We start from the raw sequence: 21,455 nt of genomic DNA, 5'->3' as shown, positions 1-21,455 counted from the left end.
CGGGTATTTCCGAATCTGTCAGGCGCCGAATGGTCACGCATAACGTACAAAGCCACCTTGCGGTGGCCTTGCCTGCGGGGTTATCAGGTCAGTTGGTATAGATCGGGCCTACGCCCAGGCCCCAGACGATCACGGTAAATGCCATGATCGCCACCAGTACCACCAGGCCTACGGCCAGCACCGAGCTGGAAAACAGGAAACCCTCGTCCGGGTCGATGCTCATGAAGGTCGGCAGCCCCACATACAGCAGGTACACCGTGTAGCAGATCGCCGCCGTGCCCACGACCATGCCCAGCCACATATGCGGGTAGAGCGCCGCCAGCCCACCGATAAACAGCGGCGTGGCGGTGTAGGTGGCAAAGGCCACGCAACGCGCCATGCTGGGGCTGGCGTCGTAGGTGCGGGCCATCCAATGGATGAACGCGCCCATCACCGCCACGCCGCCGAGCATGGCGGCGTACGACATGATGGTCATCCATAGCGCGCTTTCCTGGGTCAGCATCACGGGCGCGCGGTTGCCGATGACCCAGCCGACCTGGGTGGTGCCGATAAACGCTGATAGTGCGGGGATCGCCGCGAGAATCAGGGTATGAGTGAGGTACATGTGGCCGATGCTTTCTTCCTTATCGCCACGAATTTCCCGCCATTCCTGGTCGGGATGGGTAAACAGCCCCACGACGTGATGGATCATGCCAGTCACTCCTGTCGTTATTACCATCGCCCCCCATTGGAGCGCCCACGGGCCAAATGGCCTGAAAGGTCTGGATAGATATGTGCGACCTCACGTCGCAGTATAGGAAGGGATGACCGGAATAACCGTAGGGCCTTTAGAGCAAATTGCGCTGTAAATACGCGCCGTAATCGCGCCGGGATCTGTGGGAGGTAATGGAACTCGCTCGTCCATGAAGGTAAAATGCTGCGCTTTTTGTCACACACCTCCAGCGGATCCAAGCGCCATGGGCACTCTTACGGTCAATCAGAACAAACTGCAAAAACGCCTGCGTCGTCTGACCGGTGAAGCGGTCGCCGATTTCAACATGATCGAGGACGGCGACAAGGTCATGGTCTGCCTCTCCGGCGGCAAATTATAAGCAACATTTTTTTTGTAAAGATAATAAATCAATTATCTTTGCGTCTAAGCCCCGCTTTATCTCAACCCTTTCTCCCACTCGTTTGACAAAGCGTAGTTCCAGGCTAATCTTAAATGATTGGTTATTGGACTAGGTATTTTGTCAATATGAAAGTCAGACGATACCAATTCAATTCATTGCCTTTCGTGTCCATAGTGGATGACGCGGATTGTCCTATTGATCCCTATGTTTCGTGCTACCTGAATGGCCCACTGTCGTCCAAGTCGCCAAATACGAGATTTAGATACTCAAATGAATTGCTATTCGCGCTCCAGTACTTTTATGAAAGTAAAATAGACTTGCCGGCGCGGGTTGCGTCAGGTGAATTTATTTCGCAAAAAGAGTACATGCAGTTTTATGATAAATGTTGCTTGAATAAAGATTCTCGTGAGGTTGATTCTAATATTAAGGACTTTCGAATAAGTGATAAACATCTCAGGAATATTATTGTCGCCAATCAGAAAGGTATGACAAAAGTATCTAATGAAACTTTGAAAGGCCGCATCAGGCGACTTCGATGTTTTCTTATCTGGTTATTTGAGCAGTTTCACGGTGCACATGGAGTTGATGGTGAGTCAAATAAAAAATTCGCTAAGCTGATTGCCAAAATGAAACTGGATGAAGATGGTTGTGGAGGAAATGAAGGGCAAGAAGTACGCGGCGTTGAAGAGTCGGTGATTCCCGATGAGGTATTTTTGAAATTATTGGAAATCATAATGCCTTCTTCTTCCAATAATCCATTCAAGGGGTCGAGGGTTAGGAATTATTTGATTGTCCATTTACTGGCATTCAGCGGCATCAGAAGAGGCGCGCTTGCAAAGTTAAAAATTTCAGACTTCAATTTTTATGGAACTTTTGATCAGATTTCCATCTATCGGTCTGGTAATGAGCCGACAGATCCGCGTGCTGAAAAACCCAATCAAAAGACGAAAGCTCACTTGGCTACGGTAAATAAAGGTTTGATGTTTGATGTTAAGTTTTACATTGATCACATTCGTACAGATTTTTTTCGTGCTCAGCATCACGACTTTTTGTTTGTCAGCGAAAATGATTCTAAAAGCACTGCGGGTCTACCTCTTTCTTTGAAATCAATAAATGCAGTCTTCCAGAAGATTTCTACGGTGCTGGGGTTTCATATTCATCCTCATATGCTACGTCATAAATGGAATGAGATCTTTGATAAGCAAGGAGAGCAGGTTGGGGTTGACGCAGTTCTTCTCGAGGATATCAGGAAGTATGCTATGGGCTGGTCGCAAAATTCAACTATGAACTCTGTTTATAATGACAAGCGACTTGCGTTGAAAGCAAGGGAGTTGTCGCTGGCTTATCAAAATTCCCTGGATAAAAAAAGATGATTAGGAATAAAAGATCAAGGGTGATTAATAAAAAAAAAGAAAATTTATTTATTACAGCTAAGTCTGGTCTGGTTGTGAATACCGCAGATGATATATGGACAATACTCCCTAATAATGGAAAAGGCCGTCAGCTTTCGGTGGGGTGGGTGCACTCATCTATTATGTCCGAGGATGAAAAATGTCTAGTTCTAGATGTTTTTGCATTCTACGTCCGAACCAAGGCTGCTAGCACGGCATCCGGTATAGTTACAAATATAAAGCCATTTGTGTTTGCTGGTATTCCCTCGTTAGCCAAACTTAAGACTATATGGAGTGGTCTTATAACCAATCAAAAGAAAGGGCTAAATCAATTTTTTGGAACTCTTTCGAAGCAAGGTTACGAGGAGTATACGGAATGTCACAAATTCACCTCGTCGCATTTAGATAAATGGCATGCTAATCCGCTTGATCCGTCAAGTGGAGCATTAAATGATAGCGAGTTTGATTCTTTGGCTAGGAAAATTAATCTCAGTCTTCAGGAGTTTAATTGGGCAGGCGACCGAGATCTATCATTCTTTAAGGCGCAAAAGTTATATGGTCGTCTTAGGAATTTGGTTACAAATAAATTAATGCTTTCGATTGTAAGGCGACCAATTCAAATTTCACTTATGAAGTGGTCTGACCTCATACCTTCAGGTGCAAGCTTTCACGATACAGGTATCCGTCCTTCGGATGAAATTGGCGCAGTGGGCGGGCAAACCCTGCAACTTCGAGTTTATATTGCTAAATCTACGGGTTCGATCTTTCCGAGAGAGCGGCCCGAGCGTTATCCAATATCTATCTCCGAGGATCTTTCAAAAACGCTCATAGAGTACAAGTTAATAACATTGGAAGGACTTGCAATGCTGATGCAGTCATCGGGGATTGATATTTCTCATTCAGAACTTTTAACTCTGATGACTGATATGCCTATGTTTCCCGATCTTAGTCTTTTTGAAAGTCGGTTTGATTCTTTGAATTTTTTTAAGAAATTGTTTACACCGCGCTCTACCGCCTATCACGTCTCGGAGGCTGCAGTAACACACGCTATGAGAAATGTTAAAGTTACTTCTGATCGAGTAGCTGATTGCGTGCCTACTTCCAATAGGATTCGACATACTGTATTAACTCGTGGAGCCCAAGATGGGCTTTCTGCCCCACAATTGGCAAAAATTACGGGAGTTACTGTGCCTGCTGTGAGGCATTACGTAGACTTGAATTATGAGTCTAGGCTTGAGATAGATTCAAAATATATCGGCAATGATTTTTTAAAGAGAGCATTTAGTAGCAATTTATCTGTAGTTTTTGAAGGGGATGAGGCAATTTTCGATAGCAATTTTAATCCTGTTGGCGCCGCTCTCGATAACCATTCATGCAGTACCTGCTCAACAATATTAGGTAGACCATTAGGGTGCTATGGGTGTCCTAATTTTCGGCCCATACTTGAGGGCGACCATAGGTCTGTGCTGGCGGCTGCGGAGGATAAGCTTGCAGTGAACCGCAGTTCCCTAATCAATCCTCTGCACGCCCGTAGCATTGAAAAATTGGAGCGACAAATTGCTTGGGTAAAGCTAACAATAGACGTTTGCGATGAAAACCTTTCGAGGCTGCACGCAATTGAAAATTAATAAATATTACGATCGAATGGAATCGCTCATCAGTGCATATCGTGATGCAGGGCTAAAACAGTTTGAGGGGCCTGGTAATAAGAAGGCTGAGTTTGATGATCGTATCTGGTACTACATCGATCCTAATACTGGTCGCCAAATTAGATATCTCTGTGGAATTCACGGGCGTAGAGGAAAGGGTAATGCCGGTAATCTGCCTAGCGACGCTCTTCCTTACCCATATGATCATCTGATAAAAGTGTGGATCATAGAAGTAGCAAATACAAATTTATCTGCCGGCGAAAAACAAGCTCGGGTGTCAGTGGCGAGAAAAGTTTTGTCATTGATGGATGGAGATCTCTTTGCACAATCTGAGTCCTCCATTCGAAGTCTTAATTTAGGAAGGCGATCTGCCGATCGGCTGCGCCCGTTTTTCGATTTTTGCACTAAGAGCGGGTTGATGCGAAGGATCGACTTGACGGGAAGTGATAACAGAGACCGGACAGGGCATGCTTATGTTGATAATGTGTTGGAGAAACTCCCTGATATAACGACCGTTCTCGCTCTTGGCGCTATTTTCTCAAGCGTATTTGAACATGTGGATGAAAATGGCACTCCTCACTTTGGTGAGGAGATAAAAATGCTCGATGCATTGATTGTCACCTTTACTCTATTGTCTCTAGCATCACCTAATCGTACGTCTGCTGAAATACCACTTCTTCCTAAACAGAAGCTGCATTCTCACTCCGAAGGGAATGGTGCGCCAGTCTATTACCTCGATTGGATTGGGAGCAAAGGATATCATAACAATAAAAATCATGTACTTTCAGCGTTAGCTGAGCCGATCACGAAAGCCACAAACTTCTTTTTCAGGGCGTGTGAACCGGCAAGAGTGTTATGTAGATTTTACGAAAAACCGAATTTGAGCCTACGAGCTCTGCTTGGAACGTACGAAATAGCGCCGGAGCTAAAGAAAAATTTATGCTTAAGCCAGCGGCCTAATCTTTTTACTTTAGGATACGCGTTAGGGTTCTATGAGGTGGATGATCGCGTTCCCGTACTAAAGGAAGGTGTTGATCCAACATCTGTTTCCTGCTTTCAAAGAGGGCGGTGCTTTGAAGAAAAGCCAATTTATTCTTTACGCTTTGAAGATCGACTATCAGTATCAAATAATGGAAAGACTAATTTGTCGGCTTTACCTTTTTTGTTTGGATATTCCAATCCGCCGAAAATGTTTACAGGTAGAATCACCGCTACAGTTGGAGAAGTGCAAGACTGGTGGATATCATTCTATAAGAAATCCATTCTTCCAGAGTTTCCTCTTTCATTTTCCACTGGTGAGTCGTACATTAATTTAAAAGACGCAATGTTTTGCTTCCTGGGAAGCTGGTTTTATGGAATGCCAAGCAGAAAAGGTAGCGGTGGAAAAACGTTTCAAAGATCGAACTATTCGGTGGTCCCGCTAGCATCCCTAGGGCACTCGATTAATTATCGACTTGGCCGGAGCCAGATGGTCTCAATATTTGCTAGTTATGGATTTTCATCGGATTTGAATTTGTCGCCACATAACCTGCGCCACTTAGCTGATACCCTTGCGGATTTAAGTAATATCCCTGTGGAACTAATAACTGCATGGTCAGGCAGGAAAAGCTCTGAGCAAACGCATACATATATCCATACAAGCGATGACGAAAAAGCGAGTCGAGTAAGTGCGATAATGAATCCACCCGAGATCGACAAGCGTTCTATTAGGGTCTTTGCTCAAGAGAAGCTTGCGATAGCTACTAATCTTCCAGCCTCGCTCACGTCAACGGGACTTTGCACTCAAAACCTGAATGTGACACCTTGCAACTATTTAAACGACTTCGTGTCCCATTGCTTTATGTGTCCTGAGACCTGTCATGTTGCAGGTGACAAAAAAGCAATAGAGTTATTTGAGAAAGACCTAGCCTTTCAGGTTGCGCGAATAGAGTCGGTGGTAAATGATCCACGCTTATCCACTTCTTCGGCAATGCAAAAATGGTATGTTATTCATTCTAGAAATACACATGTACTTTCATTGCTTATTGATTTGATGAGAAGTAGTCACTCTGGCATGACAATTCGTTATTCAAACAAGAAATCTGAATTCAGTTTGGTTGATTTGAATTCTATGGTTATCAAAAAGACTGCTTGTGCTCTACCTGATTTTGAAGCGTGTCTAAGCGGCATAATTGAAAGTAAGGTGGCGAACGCTAAGTCTGACATTAATCCAGAGTTGAGCTCGCTGTTGTCATCTTTTGGACTGTCTGATAAAGAGGTGTGATATGGTAGCGCCGAAAATAACCGCACAAGAACAACGGAAAATTGAGGTGATCCTAACCAAGTGGACAGGTAAGCTCACTTGGAGTACGCTTGTGAAAAAAGTAGAGCTTGAACTCGGTATTAAAACTACGCGACAAACTTTATGCACTTATATCGGTGTCAGCGCTTCATATAAAAATAGAAAAGCGCAACTTCGAGGTGCATCTCCCTCAGTTTACACAAAAATCACAGCTTCTGATGTAAGATTAGTTGAGCAGATCGAGCACTTGAAAGCTGAGGTTGAAGTGCTGAAGAGGAATAATGCAGAGCAACTTAGAATGATTGAAAGGATGCTTTTGAATGCTAATGTCATCCCCAATCTTGACCTGTATGCGCTGGTTAAGAGGAGGCCTGAAGAAATACAGAAAAAATGACGAATGAAATCGTTCCCGCCAAGTCCAGATAATTCATTCGACAGCTTTCTATGTGTAATTCAAACGTCACGTTGACGAAGAAAGCAGAGTCCTCAATGTTTGCCAGCGCGGCCTCATTCTAAAAACCACCTTGGAGTACACAGCCCTGAATTTTTGACAATCATGGTATGAAGGACGTGCGTCTGAAAGTGGCGGAAGGGTTCTCTACAACAACCACAACATCTGACTTACATTAGGTGATCGTCAAACACTCTGTCGGTCCACTTATGTTTATTAGTAGCCGGTAATAGACCTGGGCTAGCAACAGGTGGTGAAACGTTCAAAGAAAAGGCGATAGCAACGGCAATCTCAGTGATCCCTGAGCTCCACACTCGATCAGAAGATAGGCTACAGGTCTGACATCTGGGGCAGAAGACAGGACGGATCACAGGCGAGCTCGTTTGCGATTCGAAAAAGTTTCTCGACTGTGATGTTTACCTCTCCACGCTCGATCCGTCCCATGTAGCTGCGGTCGATACTGCACGCCAGCGCTAACGCGTCTTGAGAAAGCAGGCAAGCCTTCCTCTGCGTGCGGATGCGTTCCCCTAAGGCTTTCGCCAAATTTTCCATGACCGTCTCAATTTCACTTGAGGCGGCACTATCGTGCGTTTGCGGACGCATGAGCCACGGATTATAATCCGTATTTCCTCCGCGTTAACTCCCTTGGAACCTCAATGAAATCGGTCTCCTTTATCTTCGACAGGCGCTTGTATGAGCTGCTTCAGGAGGAAGGGCGTGCAAGGTTCACTATTCGTGAGCTGCGTGATGCCTATGCCAAGCGTCTGGATGGCATGACTTACCGTATAGGCGATGTGCGCCGCTATATATACGAGCAGATCCGCCGAATGCTGCGCATGGGCTGGGTTGTGTTCGATGATGAGCGACGTACGCGGGGACAGGTTTATCGCCTGCAACCTATACCCACCCATCTGCAGCTGGAGCTGGTCGATAGTGGGTTCGAGAACAGCCTCAAAAATGCGCTTGAGCCAAAGCAGGAGTCTTCCGTGCGTGCTGATGCGGCTTTACAGATAGAACCTTCATCCGATTCGGAGCAACACTTGGAAGCGCTTCATAACGAGATCCGGCTGGATTTCCTGTCATCGATGGGTGAGGCAGAGAGATACAAGCTGCTTTTAGATGAAATGCCGCACTTGCGTGACAAAGTCGAAGCCGAGTACCTGGAGGCTAGAGATCGCAGTTCACGCCTGTTGGGACATCTCCGTGCTATTGAGAAAACACTTAAGACGCTTGCCGCGGAATGATGACCAAATCGCTACGAGACTGGCAACTTAACTGCATCGATTTGGCGTTGAAGCACTTTATAGTCACGCCACACTTCTTCTGTCAGGCGACGCCAGGTGCTGGCAAGACTCGTATGGCGGCAGAGTTGGCCAGTAGACTTCTTGACCAAGAAAAGATCGATCTGGTGTTATGTTTTGCGCCATCCTGCCAGGTTGTTGAGGGCTTTCGCTCCACGTTTGCTGACATCCTCGGCAGGCGACTGGATGGCAAGATAGGCGCAGTCGGAGCGGCGCTCACTTACCAAGCCATGGAACATCGAGATGAGGGTTTTTGGCAGCTTCTTGATGACTATCGAGTGCTTGTGGTTTTCGATGAAATTCACCACTGCGCTGGTCATGATCCACTTTTCAGCAACGCCTGGGGTCATCAGATACTGCACCGGATACAAGACCGTGCTGCCTTCACCTTGGCACTCTCAGGCACCCCATGGCGTTCGGACGACAGGGCCATTGCTCTGGCGCGTTACTCGACGCCCGAAGGGCACCTTATCTGTGATTACCGCTACGGTCTAAAAGAAGCCATCGCTGACGGTGTATGCCGTTCGCCTCGAATTATCCTGCTCGACAATGAGAAGGTGAAACTCACCGAGGAGTTGGGCCCTGATAAAACTGTAAGGCTGTTCCCAAGCATTGCGAAGCTATTGGGGGAATCACCCGTCACCTACGAAGAATTGTTGCGGCATGATGAGGTGATCGACCACCTATTAGACCTCGCTTGCAGCAAATTGGATGAGCTTCGCCAAATCAAACCTGATGCGGCTGGTTTGGTGGTTGCCACCGACATTGAGCACGCTCAGCAAATTGCCCAAGCTTTGAGCGCCAGGGGAGAAGGTTGCCACATCGTGACTAACAAAATCCCGGATGCGCAGCAAGTGATCAATGCATTCAGACAGGGCGCCTGCCGGTGGATTGTTGCGATTGGAATGATCAGTGAGGGTACGGACATCCCGCGGCTGCAAGTGTGCTGCCACCTTAGCCGCATCCGCACCGAGTTGCATTACCGGCAGGTGCTTGGACGAGTACTTCGGCGAACCGGAGAACTCGATGAGCGAGCATGGTTTTTTATGCTCGCGGAACAAGCGCTACGGGGCTTTGCAGAGCGAATTGCGAATGACCTTCCGGATGACCTAGCAGTGCTAAGCGCGATACAGATCCACACCCTTAATCCAGAAAAAAAACGAGGCGTGATGGGTACTGCTGGAAACATCAAAGAGATAGATGGCGAGTTTGAAATCGATACCGGTCAACCTACTGGTTCAGGCGCGGCGACCGTTATTTCTCTTCCTGGCTTTGCAACTGAGTCAAGTTATCAGGTTAGTTTTTCCCAGCACTATAGGGAGCAACTACTAGCTTGTTTTTAATGGACGACTAATTTTTGTGATCGGAAGTAGCAGCAGCGAGACACCGGATGAGTGGTTACTAAATCACCGTCGGCTCGCCGCTGTACTTGGCTTGCAGGGTTAGGCAGTACGGCCGCCCAGGGTCTCGGCTACCCAGTCAGCGATGAACTGGCCAGCGTTTACGCTGTTGTCGAAGCTAGAGTGCTGAACACCGCCCTCGCGATCGGTGAAGATCTTAAGTTCGCGCTTCGGACTGTTGACCAATTGCTCGTAGGTCCGGTGCGCCCATTTCAGAGGAATCTGGGAATCCTTTTCACCGTGCGTTACCAGGAAAGGCACTTTAATGCGCTCGACGACGCCATCTAGATGGACTTTGTCAGCGATGGTCATGAATTCATCCACATCCTTGGCGCCCCACACCCAGCAGACGTGCGTCCAGTAATGAGGAACCGGGAGTTCGCCTTCTTTCTCCAAGCGGCGCTTCTGTACATCGCGCCAATCATGGTTTGCTCCCCAGATAACGCCACAGGCGAAGCGTGGCTCGAATGCGACAGCGCGTGGGCAGTAGTAGCCACCCAGGGAAACGCCTTCCATCCCGATACGTTTGTGGTCCACATCTGGCCGGGTCTCCAGCCAGTCCACGACGCGGCTTGCCCAATGTTCACTGTCGTAGCGTGCGGTAAGTCCGTGCAGGCGGAGCGCTTCACCGGTGCCTGGCTGGTCGATGACGAGTGACGCCACTCCTCGCTTAGCTAACCACGCCGGCATGCCGACGCGGTATTTCATTTCTTTGGTCGAGTCGAGACCATTTACCTGCACCAGAAGTGGAGCAGGCCCGTCTACGCCTTCGGCACGCACATACAACCCTGAGATATGTTTCCCTTCATACGGGATTTCGACGCGCTCGCAGTTCTCCTTTGACAGAGCAAGGCCCCGTGCAAAGGTGTCTAGGAATTGTTGATAAAGTTCTTTGCGTCCGGGCGCGCCGTGAGCTTGCAGGCGTTCGCAGGTGAGATAATAGGTGGCAGCGCGGTTGTATTTTTCACCTGCAGATAACAAGCGGCCAGCTGCTTCATCTTCTTCGGCAAGGCTACAGAGCTTATCTGCCATCTTTGACCAAGTTTCACGGTAGGCTTGTGTACCAGCCGCATCTGGCTGTTTCGCAGCGTCCTGCAGCGGCGCGCACATCTCTTCGATCTCGCCGATCCGGGCGCCCATCTCGAGCGCGAGATCCACTGACAAGTTCCAGACGTAATTGGTAGGGAAATAGCGGAACATTTTTATTGTCCTTATGTGGTCACTTCGAGCGGTCGCGTTCGTGGACGACCGCAATATGTGAGCACGATAGGAAAATCCGAATATCACTGGCTAATCGAGAATCTAGCTGGTAGGTATCGTGACATGAGATGGATGCTCTCGGTCAGAGCTTTGAATTAACTCCAAAATGCGCTCTCGAAGCCAGCGGTGCATAGGGTCTCCATCCATGCTGCGGTGCCAAGTCATGAACTCGCGCATGACCGGAATTTTTACCGGAGTAGGAAGAATTCGTAGCGACAGGTATTTTGCGTACCGGTTCGCGAGACGTTCATGCATTGTTGCGATGCGGTTGGTACCCACTATGAGTTGTGGAAGCGTATTGAAGTCGTGGGTGATTACCTCTAAACGACGGTTCACGCCATATTGGCTCATCAGCCATTCCTCGATGGCCAATTGCCGGTTAGGGCCAAACGCGACAGCGACGTGACCCATCTCGATGTATTGCTCAAGGCTCAGGCTGTTTCCGACCGCATCGTTTTCGCTCCAGATGACGCATACGTGGTGCTCTTCAAACAGCAGTTGATTCGGCTGACCTTCGAACAGGTAATGCTCAGGCATGATCATAAGGTCGATCTCGCCTCGGGACAGCAGTCCCGGATCATTAGGTGGCAGCATTTCAAAGGTGATACCAGGCGCGATCTCGTACATCTTCTGGATGACCTGGGAGAAGAGCACGCTGATGAGGTAATCCGAAGCCGCAATCTTGAAGTGACGTTTGGAAGTAGGTGGGTCAAACACCGGCTTCGCTGTGATTGAGGAGCGGATGGTTAGGAGCACTTCCCTAATAGGTACCGCTAGTTTCAATGCATACGGTGTGGGCTGCATTTTTCGCCCCACTTGTACCAAAAGCTCATCATCAAAATAGCTTCGTAGGCGGCCCAGCACACCGCTGGTGGCAGATTGAGTCATATGCAATCGTTTCGCGGCTTGGGTGATATTTTGCTCTTCAAGCAGAACATCCAAGGCGACGAGCAAATTGAGATCCAGATGATGGAATCGCACGGTCTTTACCTGAATTTGTAGTTGTTTTCACGATACATAACGCTTGAATCATCATTTCGTCAACGCTCACTCATCGAGCATGCAAGTGCCCGAGCTAAGACCTATCGCGTTTCGCGATACCGTGCATCCCCATTCGCGATTAGTCAAACACCCCATTCGGCTCCAATCTCTCGCAGGTTTCTGGTCGTCGGTCGGTGTTGATTTTGCCCCCGGCGACCGCCCTGACTCCGGAACAATAATTTTAATGGAGCGATAGCCATGAATATTCTTGGGCTCGACGCACTGGTTTTTGGCGTCGACGACATCCAATCCTGTGCTGATTTCCTGCAGGACTACGGCCTCAATGCCGTGCAGTTGAGCGAGAGCGGCGGACGTTTCGAAGCTCTGGACGGCACTGCGGTGGTTATCCGCCATAGTGATGACCCTAGCCTGCCAGCGGGCCACCATGGCCCAAGCCCTTCGCTGCGTGAAACGGTGTACGGCGTCAGATCTATTAATGATCTAGATGCCATTGAGGATGATCTCGGTCGAGATCGTGAAGTGAGCCGCGACGTCAATGGCGTCTTACACAGCGTGGACGACCTGGGTTTTGCCATCGCCTTCCAAGTGACTTGCCGCCGACCATTCGAGGCCCCGGCTGATCTTACCAACTCCCCTGGCAGTGCTCCTCAGCGTCCGGTCAACCAGTTGGGTATTACGGCAGACATGCCTGCCGTTCCGAGGTCGCTCTCCCATGTGGTCTATTTCGTTCCGGATGCGGTCAAGGGCGAAGCGTTTTATCGTGACCGTTTGGGCTTTGTGACCACTGATAGTTTCATCGGAGCCGGCCCGTTCATGCGCACCGCCGGAATGGATGACCACCACTGTTTGTTCCTGATCCAGACTCCGCCACATATGCAGGGTTGTGAGCATTTTACCTTCCACGTCGGCAGTGGTACCGAGGTCATGGTCGCCGGTACCCGTCTGCAGCAGAAAGGCTGGACCAGCTTTTGGGGGCCAGGTCGCCACTTGCTGGGCTCGAACTGGTTCTGGTACTTCAACAGTCCGCTGGGTTGTCACGTCGAGTATGACGCAGACATGGACCAGCACGACGACGAATGGGTCGCGCGCCAGTCGCCAATGTCGGCCGATAACTCCCAGCTGTTCCTGTTCACCTCGCAAGAGAAGTGGATGCCAGGCGGACCGCCGCCGAAGAAGGGCTGAGTCCCGTGGTTCAGCAGCTTTCGCTCGTTCGGGTCGCAGAAATAGGTGAAGGGCAGTCGCTGGGGCTTGATCCCCGTAGCTGTGGCAGCGATGAGCTCTTCGCGCTCCGCCATCAAGGCTGTGTGTACCTGTATCGCAATAGCTGTCCGCACCAAGACATTCCCATGCAGTACCGAAAAGACCGATTCCTGTCTGCCGATGGAAAGCGGGTGATCTGTTACGCCCATGGAGCGCATTTCGAACCGGATACCGGACTTTGTACTCACGGCCCGTGCCTAGGAGAAAGACTGAGAGCTGTTCCTTGGATCGACGTGGATGGCTGGGTGGTGATCGACGGGTCTCTACTCGACGGTCACTACTAGTATCGCGGTTCAAGATACGTCGCATCCCAAGAAGCGATTAGTCAGCTGTTTCGTTTGCAGAGAAGCTGACCTCACGCAATGGCTTGTAACCCGCTGACAAAGTAAGTCGATAAAGACAAGAATAAAACGCGAGATTTACCATGAATACAGTCAACAAAGTTCTTGTAGTTGGTGGTGGTATCGGTGGTTTGTGCGCTGCCATCGCTCTTCGTCAAAAAGGCATTGACGTAGACTTAGTCGAACTTAAGACCGAATGGACGGTGTATGGCGTTGGAATCATCCAACAAAGCAATGTGGTGCGGGAGATGCATCGCCTTGGGGTACTCGATGCCTACCTGGGCGCGGCCTACGCGTTCGAAGACGTAGGTATCTACACCGTCGACGGGCAGCCTCTGGTTCGCATTCCAGGTCAACGATTGGCTGGTCCAGAGTTCCCAGCCAATGTGGGCATCTCCCGTCGTGCTCTACACAAGGTGTTGAGCGAAACGGCGATGGATCTCGGTACCACAGTTCGCCTCGGTACCACCGTCGCAAGCTTCGTGCAGGATGTCGACGGTGTTGAAGTCGTCTTCAACGACGACTCCCTGGGGCGCTATGACCTGTTGGTCGGCGCCGACGGCCTGTATTCGAAGGTGCGTGAGCTGATTTTCGGCGACAAGTATCAACCGCGTTTCACCGGGCAGTCCGTATGGCGCTACAACTTCCCACGTCCTGCCCAAATCGACCATTTGGCGAACTTCCAAGGCCCTCAGGGGAATGCAGGCCTCGTCCCTCTCGCTGAAAATCTCATGTACCTGTTTACCACCTCCCATGAACCGGGAAACCCCTGGATGGCAGCGCACAATATGGCTGCCAACCTGCGTGATCGGTTGTCCGGCTTCGGGGGGCTAATCGGAGAACTCCGTGAACAGATTACCGACAACTCCGAGGTCGTTTACAAACCGCTTGAAACGGTATTCGTCGATGAGCCTTGGTATCGCGGCCGCGTCTTGCTGATCGGTGATGCTGCGCACGCTACCACTCCTCATCTCGGCCAGGGCGCCGGCATGGCCATTGAGGATGCTGTGGTGCTTTCTGAGGAGTTGACTTCAGGCGGCACTGTTGAAGAACAGATGAAGCGATTCATTGAGCGTCGATTCGAGCGTTGCAAGTTCATCAGCGACAAGTCTCTGCTCGCCTGTGAGAAAGAGATCCAGCGCGATCCAGACTTCGACCGCATTGGCCTGGTCAAGGAAATGCTGGAGGTCACTGCCCGTCCCATCTGATCTGCGGTCTGGCGCGTCTTGCCTATAGACGCATCAGCACTCACCAACACTGAACCACAAGAACAATAAAGAGGTGATTTAGATGTCCAGCCACATGCGTGCATATGCGCGGTCTCTGCCTGCGCTTAAGCCCCTCACTCTGACCTTAATTTCATTGGCAGCGGGTATTCCACAAGCCCAAGCCTTCGAATTTGATACCAGTTCGTCTGACCTTCGTATTCGTTGGGACAACACCCTCAAGTACAGCGCGGCGTGGCGCACTAAGGACCAAAGCGCCAAGCTTACTGAGGGGCCAACTGCGTTGAACTTGGACGATGGCGATCGCAACTTTGACAAAGGGCTGATCTCCAACCGCCTGGACTTGCTGTCCGAGCTGGACATCGTCTACGACAACGTCGGAGCCCGCGTGAGCGGTGCAGCCTGGTACGACGATGTCTACAACCGTGGTACGGATGCCAATGATCCGACCCGAGCAAACAGCTATTCCGTTCCCTTCGACGAGTTTACTCACGACACCCGCAAGTTGCACGGTCGCCAAGGTGAACTACTGGATGCTTTCGTCTTCGGTAAAACCGAGATCGGCGACATGCCCGTCTCTGGGCGACTTGGTCAGTACGCCATGCAATGGGGTGAGAGCCTGTTCTACGGCATGAACGGTATCGCTGGAGGCATGGCCCCGGTGGATGTAGTGAAGGCTCTGTCTGTTCCCAACACCCAGTTCAAGGAAATGATCCGCCCTGTCCAGCAGGTGTCCGGTCAGTTGCAACTGACGCCTGATGTCTCCATCGGTGCCTACTACCAATTTGAATGGGAAGCCAACCGCTTGCCTGCCGCCGGAAGCTACTTCTCGCCGGCCGACTTTTTCGGGGAGGGCAATGAGCGTTTGTTTATCGGTGCTCCGGTGTTCCCCGGTGGCCAACCGTTGGCTTTCTTCCATGGCAACGACAAGGAGGCGAAGGACTCCGGCCAAGGTGGTCTGCAATTGCGCTGGCGGACTGAAACGGTTGACTGGGGGGTCTATGCAATCCGCTTCCACGACAAGTCGCCGCAGCTGAATGTCCGTCCGGATTTCGCCAACCTCAATCCGCTGAGCGGCAAGGCCGGTGAATACTACTGGGTCTATCCGGAAGGCATTGAGGCGCTGGGTACCAGCTTCTCAACCACCCTAAGCAACTTCAACATCGCCGGTGAGCTTTCGACTCGTTGGAATCAGCCGCTGGCCTCTTCCACCCAACGGAACCTTTTGCCTGATGAGCCGTTGAACAATAGCAACGATCCGATCTACGCGACCGGTCGGACCCTGCATGCAAACTTGTCCTGGCTGGCAACCATGGAACCGAACTTCCTCTCTCAGGAAACCACGTTCCTCGGGGAGATTGCATGGAACCGGGTAATGAGCGTGACCAAGAACAACGCAGCAGTCGATCCGAACGCCGATCGCGATGCCACCAGCCTGCGTTTTGTCTATGAGCCGATGTACCGACAGTTCCTGCCAGGCTTGGACCTCTCTGTACCCATGGGGGCCAGCTACACCAACGGCGCCTCGATGGCGCTCGGCACGGGCTTTGGGACCGATCACGGCGGTGACGTCAACATTGGTCTCAAAGGCAACTATCTCAACCTCTGGAACTTGGGGCTGACATACACACATTTCTACGGCCCTGAGAACACTTTCCTGGACGCCAACAACAACTTCACATTCGAACAGACGCTAAAAGACCGCGACTTCGTCGCATTCAGTGTTAGCCGTACATTCTGATCGAGGATTGCCCGATGAAACACAATAAAAAGATTGTATCCCTGCTTACCGCCCTTAGTGCCTCGCTGCTTTTCGCAAACGGCACCTTCGCCGCTGTGTCTGCCGACGAGGCCGCCAAGCTCAAGACCACTCTGACCCCACTAGGTGGAGAGCGCGCCGCTAACTCCGACGGGAGCATTCCCGCTTGGACCGGTGGCTATACAAAGGCCGACCCAAACTATAAGGACGGTGGCAAGCGCAGCGATCCGTTCGCCAACGAAAAGCCGCTGTTCACCATTACCGCGCAGAACATGGCTCAATACGCAGGCAATCTGTCCGCTGGCACTCAAGCGATGCTGAAGAAGTATCCGGACAGCTACCGCCTTGATGTCTACCCGACCCACCGGACCGCGGCCGCTCCACAAGCCGTGTACGACGCTACCTTCACCAATGCTACCAGTGCCAATCTAGTCGATGGTCCATCGGGTGGTATGCCTCAAAATGCTTCCGGCGGCATTCCGTTCCCAATCCCACAAAGCGGCGCTGAAGCGATCTGGAACCACTTGCTGCGCTGGCGTGGTGCCTCGTGGCATTCAAGTTTCACCCAGTACTTGAGCACAACTGATGGCAAGCATGTGCTGACCAACGATTCGCGAGCCGATTTCCAGATGCCTTGGTATCTCCCCGGCAAAAGCGACGAGCGCGGTGTGTATTGGAGTATTCGAATGATCAATGACGGTCCGCCGCTGCGTGCCGGAGAAGCCATTACTGGTCTGGAGAATTTGAACGGGGACAACACATCTGCCTGGACCTATCTGCCAGGTCAACGCCGCGTGCGACGCCTGCCCAACGCCTGTTGTGACACTCCAACACCTGCCACTGCCGGCGTTATGAGTTTCGATGAACTGTACGTCTTCACCGGCCGCATCGATCGTTTTGACTGGAAGCTGTTAGGGAAAAAGGAACTCTACATCCCTTACAACACCAACCGTGTGTTCACTGCCACTAATCCTGAAGCGATGTTCGATCCGCACCACATGAAGCCGGAAGCAATTCGTTGGGAGAAGCATCGGGTGTGGGTCGTGGAAGCCACGCTAAAAAATGGCCAGCGCCACGTCATGCCGAAAAGCACTTATTACCTCGACGAGGACACATGGGCAGGTGTACTCGGTGAGCGCTATGACGCCCGTGGCCAGCTAGCCAAAGCGGTGTGGACCTCTCCAGTTGTAATGCCTGACTTGCCGGGCGTAGTGACGCTGACCAACGGTTTCTACGATCTGCTCTCAGGCGCCTGGTTTGCTGGCGATCTTATGGCCGGGAAGAACGAGCAGTATCGAATCATGCCGCCGTACAAGAGCTCGGTGTTTACCGCAGACGCCATGGCAGGTGAAGGCGTCCGCTGATCTCTGCGGGGCATATGCCCCGCGTGCATCAAAAAATAAGAAAGACAATAAAGGTTATGTGCGATGAAAAAGATTGTCTCCGGCATGTTACTGGTGGCGGCATGTTGTGGTCTGCCATCTGCCTGGGCTACGAATACCGCTGCGGTTCTGGTACAGCATGCTGTACAGGGGCCACAAGCGCTTCGAGCCGTGCTGCAAGCTGTTGCCCGTGCCGGCAACCGCTTGGTAGCCGTAGGAGAGCGCGGTGTCATCTTGCTCTCCGATGACAACGGTAACAGCTGGAGACAGGCTCCCGCTCCTGTCAGCGCCAGTTTGACAGGGGTGCAGTTCGTTGATGACCGTAATGGTTGGGCAACGGGACATGCCGGTGTCGTTCTGCACAGCGAGGACGCTGGGGAAACCTGGGCGCTTCAGCTTGATGGCATCCGTGCGTCAGCCATCGAGCTGGAAGCGGCACAAGCTTCCGGCGACGAAGATCGTATCCATGTCGCTCAGCGCCTAATCGATGACGGGCCTGACAAACCATTTTTGGCATTGAGCTTTGCTGACAAGAAACGTGGCTTGGTGACGGGGGCATATGGGCTGGTCCTGGCCACCGAGGATGGTGGACAGACTTGGCAGTCCTGGAGTGGTCGTGTGCCCAACGACCGCGGACTTCATCTGTACGCGGCCGCCCGGCAGGGAAACAGTATTTACCTGGCCGGAGAACAGGGCCTTCTACTGCGCTCCACGGACGGTGGAGAGCATTTCGTTGCATTGCACAGCCCTTATGAGGGCAGCTACTTCGCCGCTGCTCTGTCGCAGAACGGTCTCCTTTATATAGGCGGTCTACGAGGCCATCTCTTTGTCTCTGGTGATCAGGGGAACTCCTTTCAGGCGCTGGCTAACCCCATTCCAGCGTCAATCAATAGCATCAATGTGGCGCAGGGGCGACTTCTGTTCACCAACCAAGCGGGCTTGCTGCTGCACAGCGGGCTCAAAGATTTTTCTGCGCAGTCAGTACCTGTCTCCGACGGCTTGCCGCTGACCTCCGTGACTCAAGCTGCCGACGGCAGTTTGATCGCTGTGGGCATGGCTGGAGCTCGTCGTCTTCCATTTCTATTCACCTCCAATATCGAGGAATGAGCCATGCACGCCTCGAACTCTTGCGCGCAATCTTTCGACACTCTTACGGGCTTTGATAGCAACTCTGGATCGTTGCTTGAGCGAGCTCTGTTCAACCACCGGGTTCTCGTACTGCTGTTGTGCATGGCCGCGACCTTGATCCTCGGCTGGCAGGCCACTCGGCTGGATCTCAATGCCAGTTTTGAAAAGATGATCCCACGTGAGCATCCTTTCATCGCCAATTACCTGGAGCACCGACAGGAGTTGGCCGGCCTTGGTAATGCGGTTCGTATCGCCGTCGCCAACCCGAAGGGCACCATCTACGACAAGGATTACCTAAATACCCTTCAGCAACTGAGTGACGAGGTATACCTGTTGCCAGGAGTCGATCGTGCTGGCATGAAATCACTCTGGACACCCTCCACCCGCTGGACCGGCGTCACGGAAGAGGGACTAGAAGGCGGTCCGGTGATCCCGGATGGTTACGACGGTGCCGCTGCTAGCCTGGATGCCCTTAAACGCAACATCGAACGATCGAACGAGATCGGCCAGTTGGTCGCTTTCGATCAGAGATCGAGCATTGTCTATGTGCCTCTGCTGGAGAAAACAGCAGATGGGAACAGCCTGGATTACACAACATTCGCTCACGAGCTCGAAGCGTTGCGCGGTAAATATCAGGCCGAAGGCGTTGAGATTCACATCACAGGGTTTGCCAAAGTGGTTGGCGACCTGATTGATGGTCTGAAACAGATCCTTCTGTTCTTTGCTGCGGCCATCGTTATTACGGCGGTGGTCCTGTATTGGTACACCCGCTGTATTCGCAGCACCGCGCTAGTCGTAGTGTGCTCACTGGTTGCTGTGGTGTGGCAACTCGGACTGTTGCCCATTCTGGGCTATGAGCTAGACCCCTACTCGGTCTTGGTGCCTTTTCTGGTCTTCGCGATCGGAATGAGCCATGGCGCCCAGAAAATGAACGGCATCATGCAGGACATTGGTCGGGGCATGCATCGACTTGTGGCGGCACGGTTTACGTTCCGCCGGCTTTTCCTCGCCGGTCTCACCGCGTTGCTGTGTGATGCGGTTGGCTTCGCCGTATTGATGATCATCAAAATTCAGGTGATCCAGGACCTAGCCGTGATCGCCAGCCTAGGGGTGGCGGTGCTGATTTTCACCAACTTGATCTTGCTGCCTGTGCTGCTTTCCTACATTGGCGTTAGCCCGCGCGCTGCTCGGCGTAGCCTACGCGCCGAAGAGGCCGACCTCAGCGGAAATGGCAAGCACGCATTCTGGCGGTTCCTGGATCTCTTCACCCAAAAGCGCTGGGCGACCGGTTGCATTGTTCTCGGCGTGTTGATGGCGGTAGGAGGTTATGCCGTCAGCCTAAATTTGAAGATCGGCGATCTCGACGCGGGCGCCCCTGAATTGCGTCCAGACTCTCGTTATAACCGTGACAATGCCTTTGTAACCACCCACTACGGGGCAAGCAGCGACATCTTCGCCGTAATGGTCAAGACTCCACCGGGTGGCTGTTCGAACTATGACACGCTCAAGCTAGTAGATGACCTGGATTGGAAGCTTCGGGGTCTGCCGGGAGTGGACTCCACCAATTCGCTGGCATTGCTCAATCGTCGCGTACTTGTGGGACTCTCAGAGGGTAATCCGAAGTGGTATGAGCTGGTGAACAACCAGGCCACGCTCAACATGGTCACTGCCAACGCTCCACGGGGACTGTATAACGATGATTGCAGTCTGCTGACTCTGTATGCCTACCTGACTGACCACAAGGCTGACACGCTTGCGCGCGTGGTCGACACCGTTGAAGCGTTCGCAAAGGAAAACAACACCGAACAAGCGCAATTTGTACTCGCCGCAGGCAGTGCTGGTATTGAAGCCGCTACTAATATCGTGGTGAAACAGGCCAACCGGGACATGCTGTGGTGGGTCTATGGTGCTGTCACCCTGTTGTGCCTAGTTACGTTCCGCTCCTGGCGTGCTGTTGTGTGCGCAGTGTTGCCGTTGGTGCTTACCTCATTGCTTTGCGAGGCCTTGATGGTTGCCTTGGGAATCGGGGTTAAGGTGGCAACGCTGCCGGTAATAGCCCTGGGTGTCGGCATCGGCGTCGACTATGCACTCTATGTCATGAGTATCGTCCTGGCACAGCTCCGCCAAGGTTCTAGCCTCTCTGAAGCCTACTATCGAGCTCTGCTTTTCACCGGCAAAGTCGTAATGCTCACCGGTGTCACCCTGGCCATCGGTGTCGGTACCTGGATCTTCTCGCCCATTAAGTTTCAAGCCGATATGGGCGTGCTGCTCGCCTTCATGTTCGTCTGGAACATGGTTGGAGCTTTGGTGTTGCTGCCGGCATTGGCCTACTTCCTTCTCCCGCGCGATCAGCTCAACCGCGAGGCCATCTCGGTAACTTCTGCCCAGATGGAAGTACATCACAGCCCCGAAAGCACCCAGCAGCACGTGGGTATGACCATCATTTAAGAACGCCATAACGACAAAAAAGGGAAGCGCCATGCAGCTACTCAAAACGATATTGCGTGAGCGG

17 protein-coding genes and 1 pseudogene are annotated in these 21,455 nt (G+C 51.6%); 14 read left to right on the top strand and 4 right to left on the bottom strand.

What is annotated here, in order from left to right; all coding sequences use genetic code 11:
- Positions 1 to 88: 88 nt before the first annotated feature.
- Positions 89 to 691 carry a Yip1 family protein gene (locus tag PSH66_RS18220; RefSeq protein ID WP_003174687.1) on the bottom strand — a complete coding sequence of 201 codons (603 nt, stop codon included), beginning with the start codon at positions 689 to 691 and terminating at the stop codon, positions 89 to 91.
- 265 nt (positions 692 to 956) lie between these two features.
- On the opposite strand from PSH66_RS18220, the pseudogene PSH66_RS18215 reads away from it, so the two are divergent.
- The 5 genes and pseudogenes from PSH66_RS18215 to PSH66_RS18195 form a co-directional block, all read left to right on the top strand.
- A pseudogene (locus PSH66_RS18215) lies at positions 957 to 1,085 on the top strand (tRNA 2-thiocytidine(32) synthetase TtcA); the annotation flags it as partial.
- Positions 1,086 to 1,501: 416 nt separating this feature from the next.
- Positions 1,502 to 2,485: a site-specific integrase gene (locus tag PSH66_RS18210; protein WP_305427400.1), complete on the top strand. Its 984-nt coding sequence runs from the start codon at positions 1,502 to 1,504 to the stop codon at positions 2,483 to 2,485.
- Positions 2,486 to 2,505: 20 nt separating this feature from the next.
- Complete coding sequence (locus PSH66_RS18205; protein WP_305427399.1) at positions 2,506 to 4,131, top strand: hypothetical protein; 1,626 nt, start codon at positions 2,506 to 2,508, stop codon at positions 4,129 to 4,131.
- Entirely contained in the window at positions 4,094 to 6,415 is a 2,322-nt protein-coding gene (locus PSH66_RS18200; protein WP_305427398.1) for a hypothetical protein, read from the top strand. The genes PSH66_RS18205 and PSH66_RS18200 overlap by 38 nt, the downstream gene beginning before the upstream one ends.
- A 1-nt stretch (position 6,416) precedes the next feature.
- A complete protein-coding gene (locus PSH66_RS18195) occupies positions 6,417 to 6,827 on the top strand; it encodes a hypothetical protein (protein WP_305427397.1) in 411 nt (136 codons plus the stop codon).
- 387 nt (positions 6,828 to 7,214) lie between these two features.
- Here the strand turns inward: PSH66_RS18195 and PSH66_RS18190 are convergent, their stop codons facing one another.
- Positions 7,215 to 7,436, bottom strand: a complete 222-nt coding sequence (locus tag PSH66_RS18190; RefSeq protein ID WP_305427396.1) for a helix-turn-helix domain-containing protein — start codon at positions 7,434 to 7,436, stop codon at positions 7,215 to 7,217.
- 104 nt (positions 7,437 to 7,540) lie between these two features.
- On the opposite strand from PSH66_RS18190, the gene PSH66_RS18185 reads away from it, so the two are divergent.
- On the top strand, positions 7,541 to 8,128 hold the full coding sequence (locus PSH66_RS18185; protein ID WP_305427395.1) for a hypothetical protein: 588 nt from the start codon (positions 7,541 to 7,543) through the stop codon (positions 8,126 to 8,128).
- Positions 8,128 to 9,528, top strand: a complete 1,401-nt coding sequence (locus PSH66_RS18180; protein WP_305429628.1) for a DEAD/DEAH box helicase — start codon at positions 8,128 to 8,130, stop codon at positions 9,526 to 9,528. Before PSH66_RS18185 ends, PSH66_RS18180 begins: the two co-directional genes overlap by 1 nt.
- A gap of 99 nt (positions 9,529 to 9,627) precedes the next feature.
- On the opposite strand, the gene PSH66_RS18175 is transcribed toward PSH66_RS18180, so the two are convergent.
- Complete coding sequence (locus PSH66_RS18175) at positions 9,628 to 10,785, bottom strand: S9 family peptidase (RefSeq protein WP_305427394.1); 1,158 nt, start codon at positions 10,783 to 10,785, stop codon at positions 9,628 to 9,630.
- 102 nt (positions 10,786 to 10,887) lie between these two features.
- Positions 10,888 to 11,826 carry a LysR family transcriptional regulator gene (locus tag PSH66_RS18170; RefSeq protein WP_305427393.1) on the bottom strand — a complete coding sequence of 313 codons (939 nt, stop codon included), beginning with the start codon at positions 11,824 to 11,826 and terminating at the stop codon, positions 10,888 to 10,890.
- 258 nt (positions 11,827 to 12,084) lie between these two features.
- Here PSH66_RS18170 and PSH66_RS18165 point away from each other — a divergent pair, with 258 nt between their 5' ends.
- The 7 genes from PSH66_RS18165 (at position 12,085) to PSH66_RS18135 (ending at position 21,391) form a co-directional block, all read left to right on the top strand.
- Positions 12,085 to 13,029, top strand: coding sequence for a VOC family protein (locus tag PSH66_RS18165; RefSeq protein ID WP_305427392.1), 945 nt, complete (start codon positions 12,085 to 12,087; stop codon positions 13,027 to 13,029).
- Positions 12,993 to 13,391: a Rieske (2Fe-2S) protein gene (locus PSH66_RS18160; protein ID WP_370694810.1), complete on the top strand. Its 399-nt coding sequence runs from the start codon at positions 12,993 to 12,995 to the stop codon at positions 13,389 to 13,391. The genes PSH66_RS18165 and PSH66_RS18160 overlap by 37 nt, the downstream gene beginning before the upstream one ends.
- A 140-nt stretch (positions 13,392 to 13,531) precedes the next feature.
- A complete protein-coding gene (locus tag PSH66_RS18155) occupies positions 13,532 to 14,656 on the top strand; it encodes an FAD-dependent oxidoreductase (protein ID WP_305427390.1) in 1,125 nt (374 codons plus the stop codon).
- 82 nt (positions 14,657 to 14,738) lie between these two features.
- Positions 14,739 to 16,415 carry a DUF1302 domain-containing protein gene (locus PSH66_RS18150; protein WP_305427389.1) on the top strand — a complete coding sequence of 559 codons (1,677 nt, stop codon included), beginning with the start codon at positions 14,739 to 14,741 and terminating at the stop codon, positions 16,413 to 16,415.
- A gap of 14 nt (positions 16,416 to 16,429) precedes the next feature.
- Complete coding sequence (locus PSH66_RS18145) at positions 16,430 to 17,797, top strand: DUF1329 domain-containing protein (protein WP_305427388.1); 1,368 nt, start codon at positions 16,430 to 16,432, stop codon at positions 17,795 to 17,797.
- A 63-nt stretch (positions 17,798 to 17,860) separates the two neighbouring features.
- The gene (locus PSH66_RS18140; RefSeq protein WP_305427387.1) at positions 17,861 to 18,922 is read left to right on the top strand and encodes a YCF48-related protein; all 1,062 of its coding nucleotides are present in this window, start codon (positions 17,861 to 17,863) and stop codon (positions 18,920 to 18,922) included.
- A gap of 3 nt (positions 18,923 to 18,925) precedes the next feature.
- Complete coding sequence (locus PSH66_RS18135; protein WP_305427386.1) at positions 18,926 to 21,391, top strand: RND family transporter; 2,466 nt, start codon at positions 18,926 to 18,928, stop codon at positions 21,389 to 21,391.
- Positions 21,392 to 21,455 lie beyond the last annotated feature (64 nt).

It is taken from the genome of Pseudomonas sp. FP597 (assembly GCF_030687435.1).
GTDB classification, from domain to species: Bacteria; Pseudomonadota; Gammaproteobacteria; order Pseudomonadales; family Pseudomonadaceae; genus Aquipseudomonas; species Aquipseudomonas lactucae.
Note: the sequence above shows the minus strand (reverse complement) of the source record. Positions and strands in the feature narration are given on the sequence as shown.

Coding starts and splice junctions, on each gene's coding strand:
- PSH66_RS18220 (WP_003174687.1), bottom strand. CDS start 691: ATGATCCATCACGTCGTGGGGCTGTTTACCCATCCCGACCAGGAATGG.
- PSH66_RS18200 (WP_305427398.1), top strand. CDS start 4,094: ATGAAAACCTTTCGAGGCTGCACGCAATTGAAAATTAATAAATATTAC.
- PSH66_RS18195 (WP_305427397.1), top strand. CDS start 6,417: ATGGTAGCGCCGAAAATAACCGCACAAGAACAACGGAAAATTGAGGTG.
- PSH66_RS18190 (WP_305427396.1), bottom strand. CDS start 7,436: ATGGAAAATTTGGCGAAAGCCTTAGGGGAACGCATCCGCACGCAGAGG.
- PSH66_RS18185 (WP_305427395.1), top strand. CDS start 7,541: ATGAAATCGGTCTCCTTTATCTTCGACAGGCGCTTGTATGAGCTGCTT.
- PSH66_RS18180 (WP_305429628.1), top strand. CDS start 8,128: ATGACCAAATCGCTACGAGACTGGCAACTTAACTGCATCGATTTGGCG.
- PSH66_RS18175 (WP_305427394.1), bottom strand. CDS start 10,785: ATGTTCCGCTATTTCCCTACCAATTACGTCTGGAACTTGTCAGTGGAT.
- PSH66_RS18165 (WP_305427392.1), top strand. CDS start 12,085: ATGAATATTCTTGGGCTCGACGCACTGGTTTTTGGCGTCGACGACATC.
- PSH66_RS18155 (WP_305427390.1), top strand. CDS start 13,532: ATGAATACAGTCAACAAAGTTCTTGTAGTTGGTGGTGGTATCGGTGGT.
- PSH66_RS18150 (WP_305427389.1), top strand. CDS start 14,739: ATGTCCAGCCACATGCGTGCATATGCGCGGTCTCTGCCTGCGCTTAAG.
- PSH66_RS18145 (WP_305427388.1), top strand. CDS start 16,430: ATGAAACACAATAAAAAGATTGTATCCCTGCTTACCGCCCTTAGTGCC.
- PSH66_RS18140 (WP_305427387.1), top strand. CDS start 17,861: ATGAAAAAGATTGTCTCCGGCATGTTACTGGTGGCGGCATGTTGTGGT.
- PSH66_RS18135 (WP_305427386.1), top strand. CDS start 18,926: ATGCACGCCTCGAACTCTTGCGCGCAATCTTTCGACACTCTTACGGGC.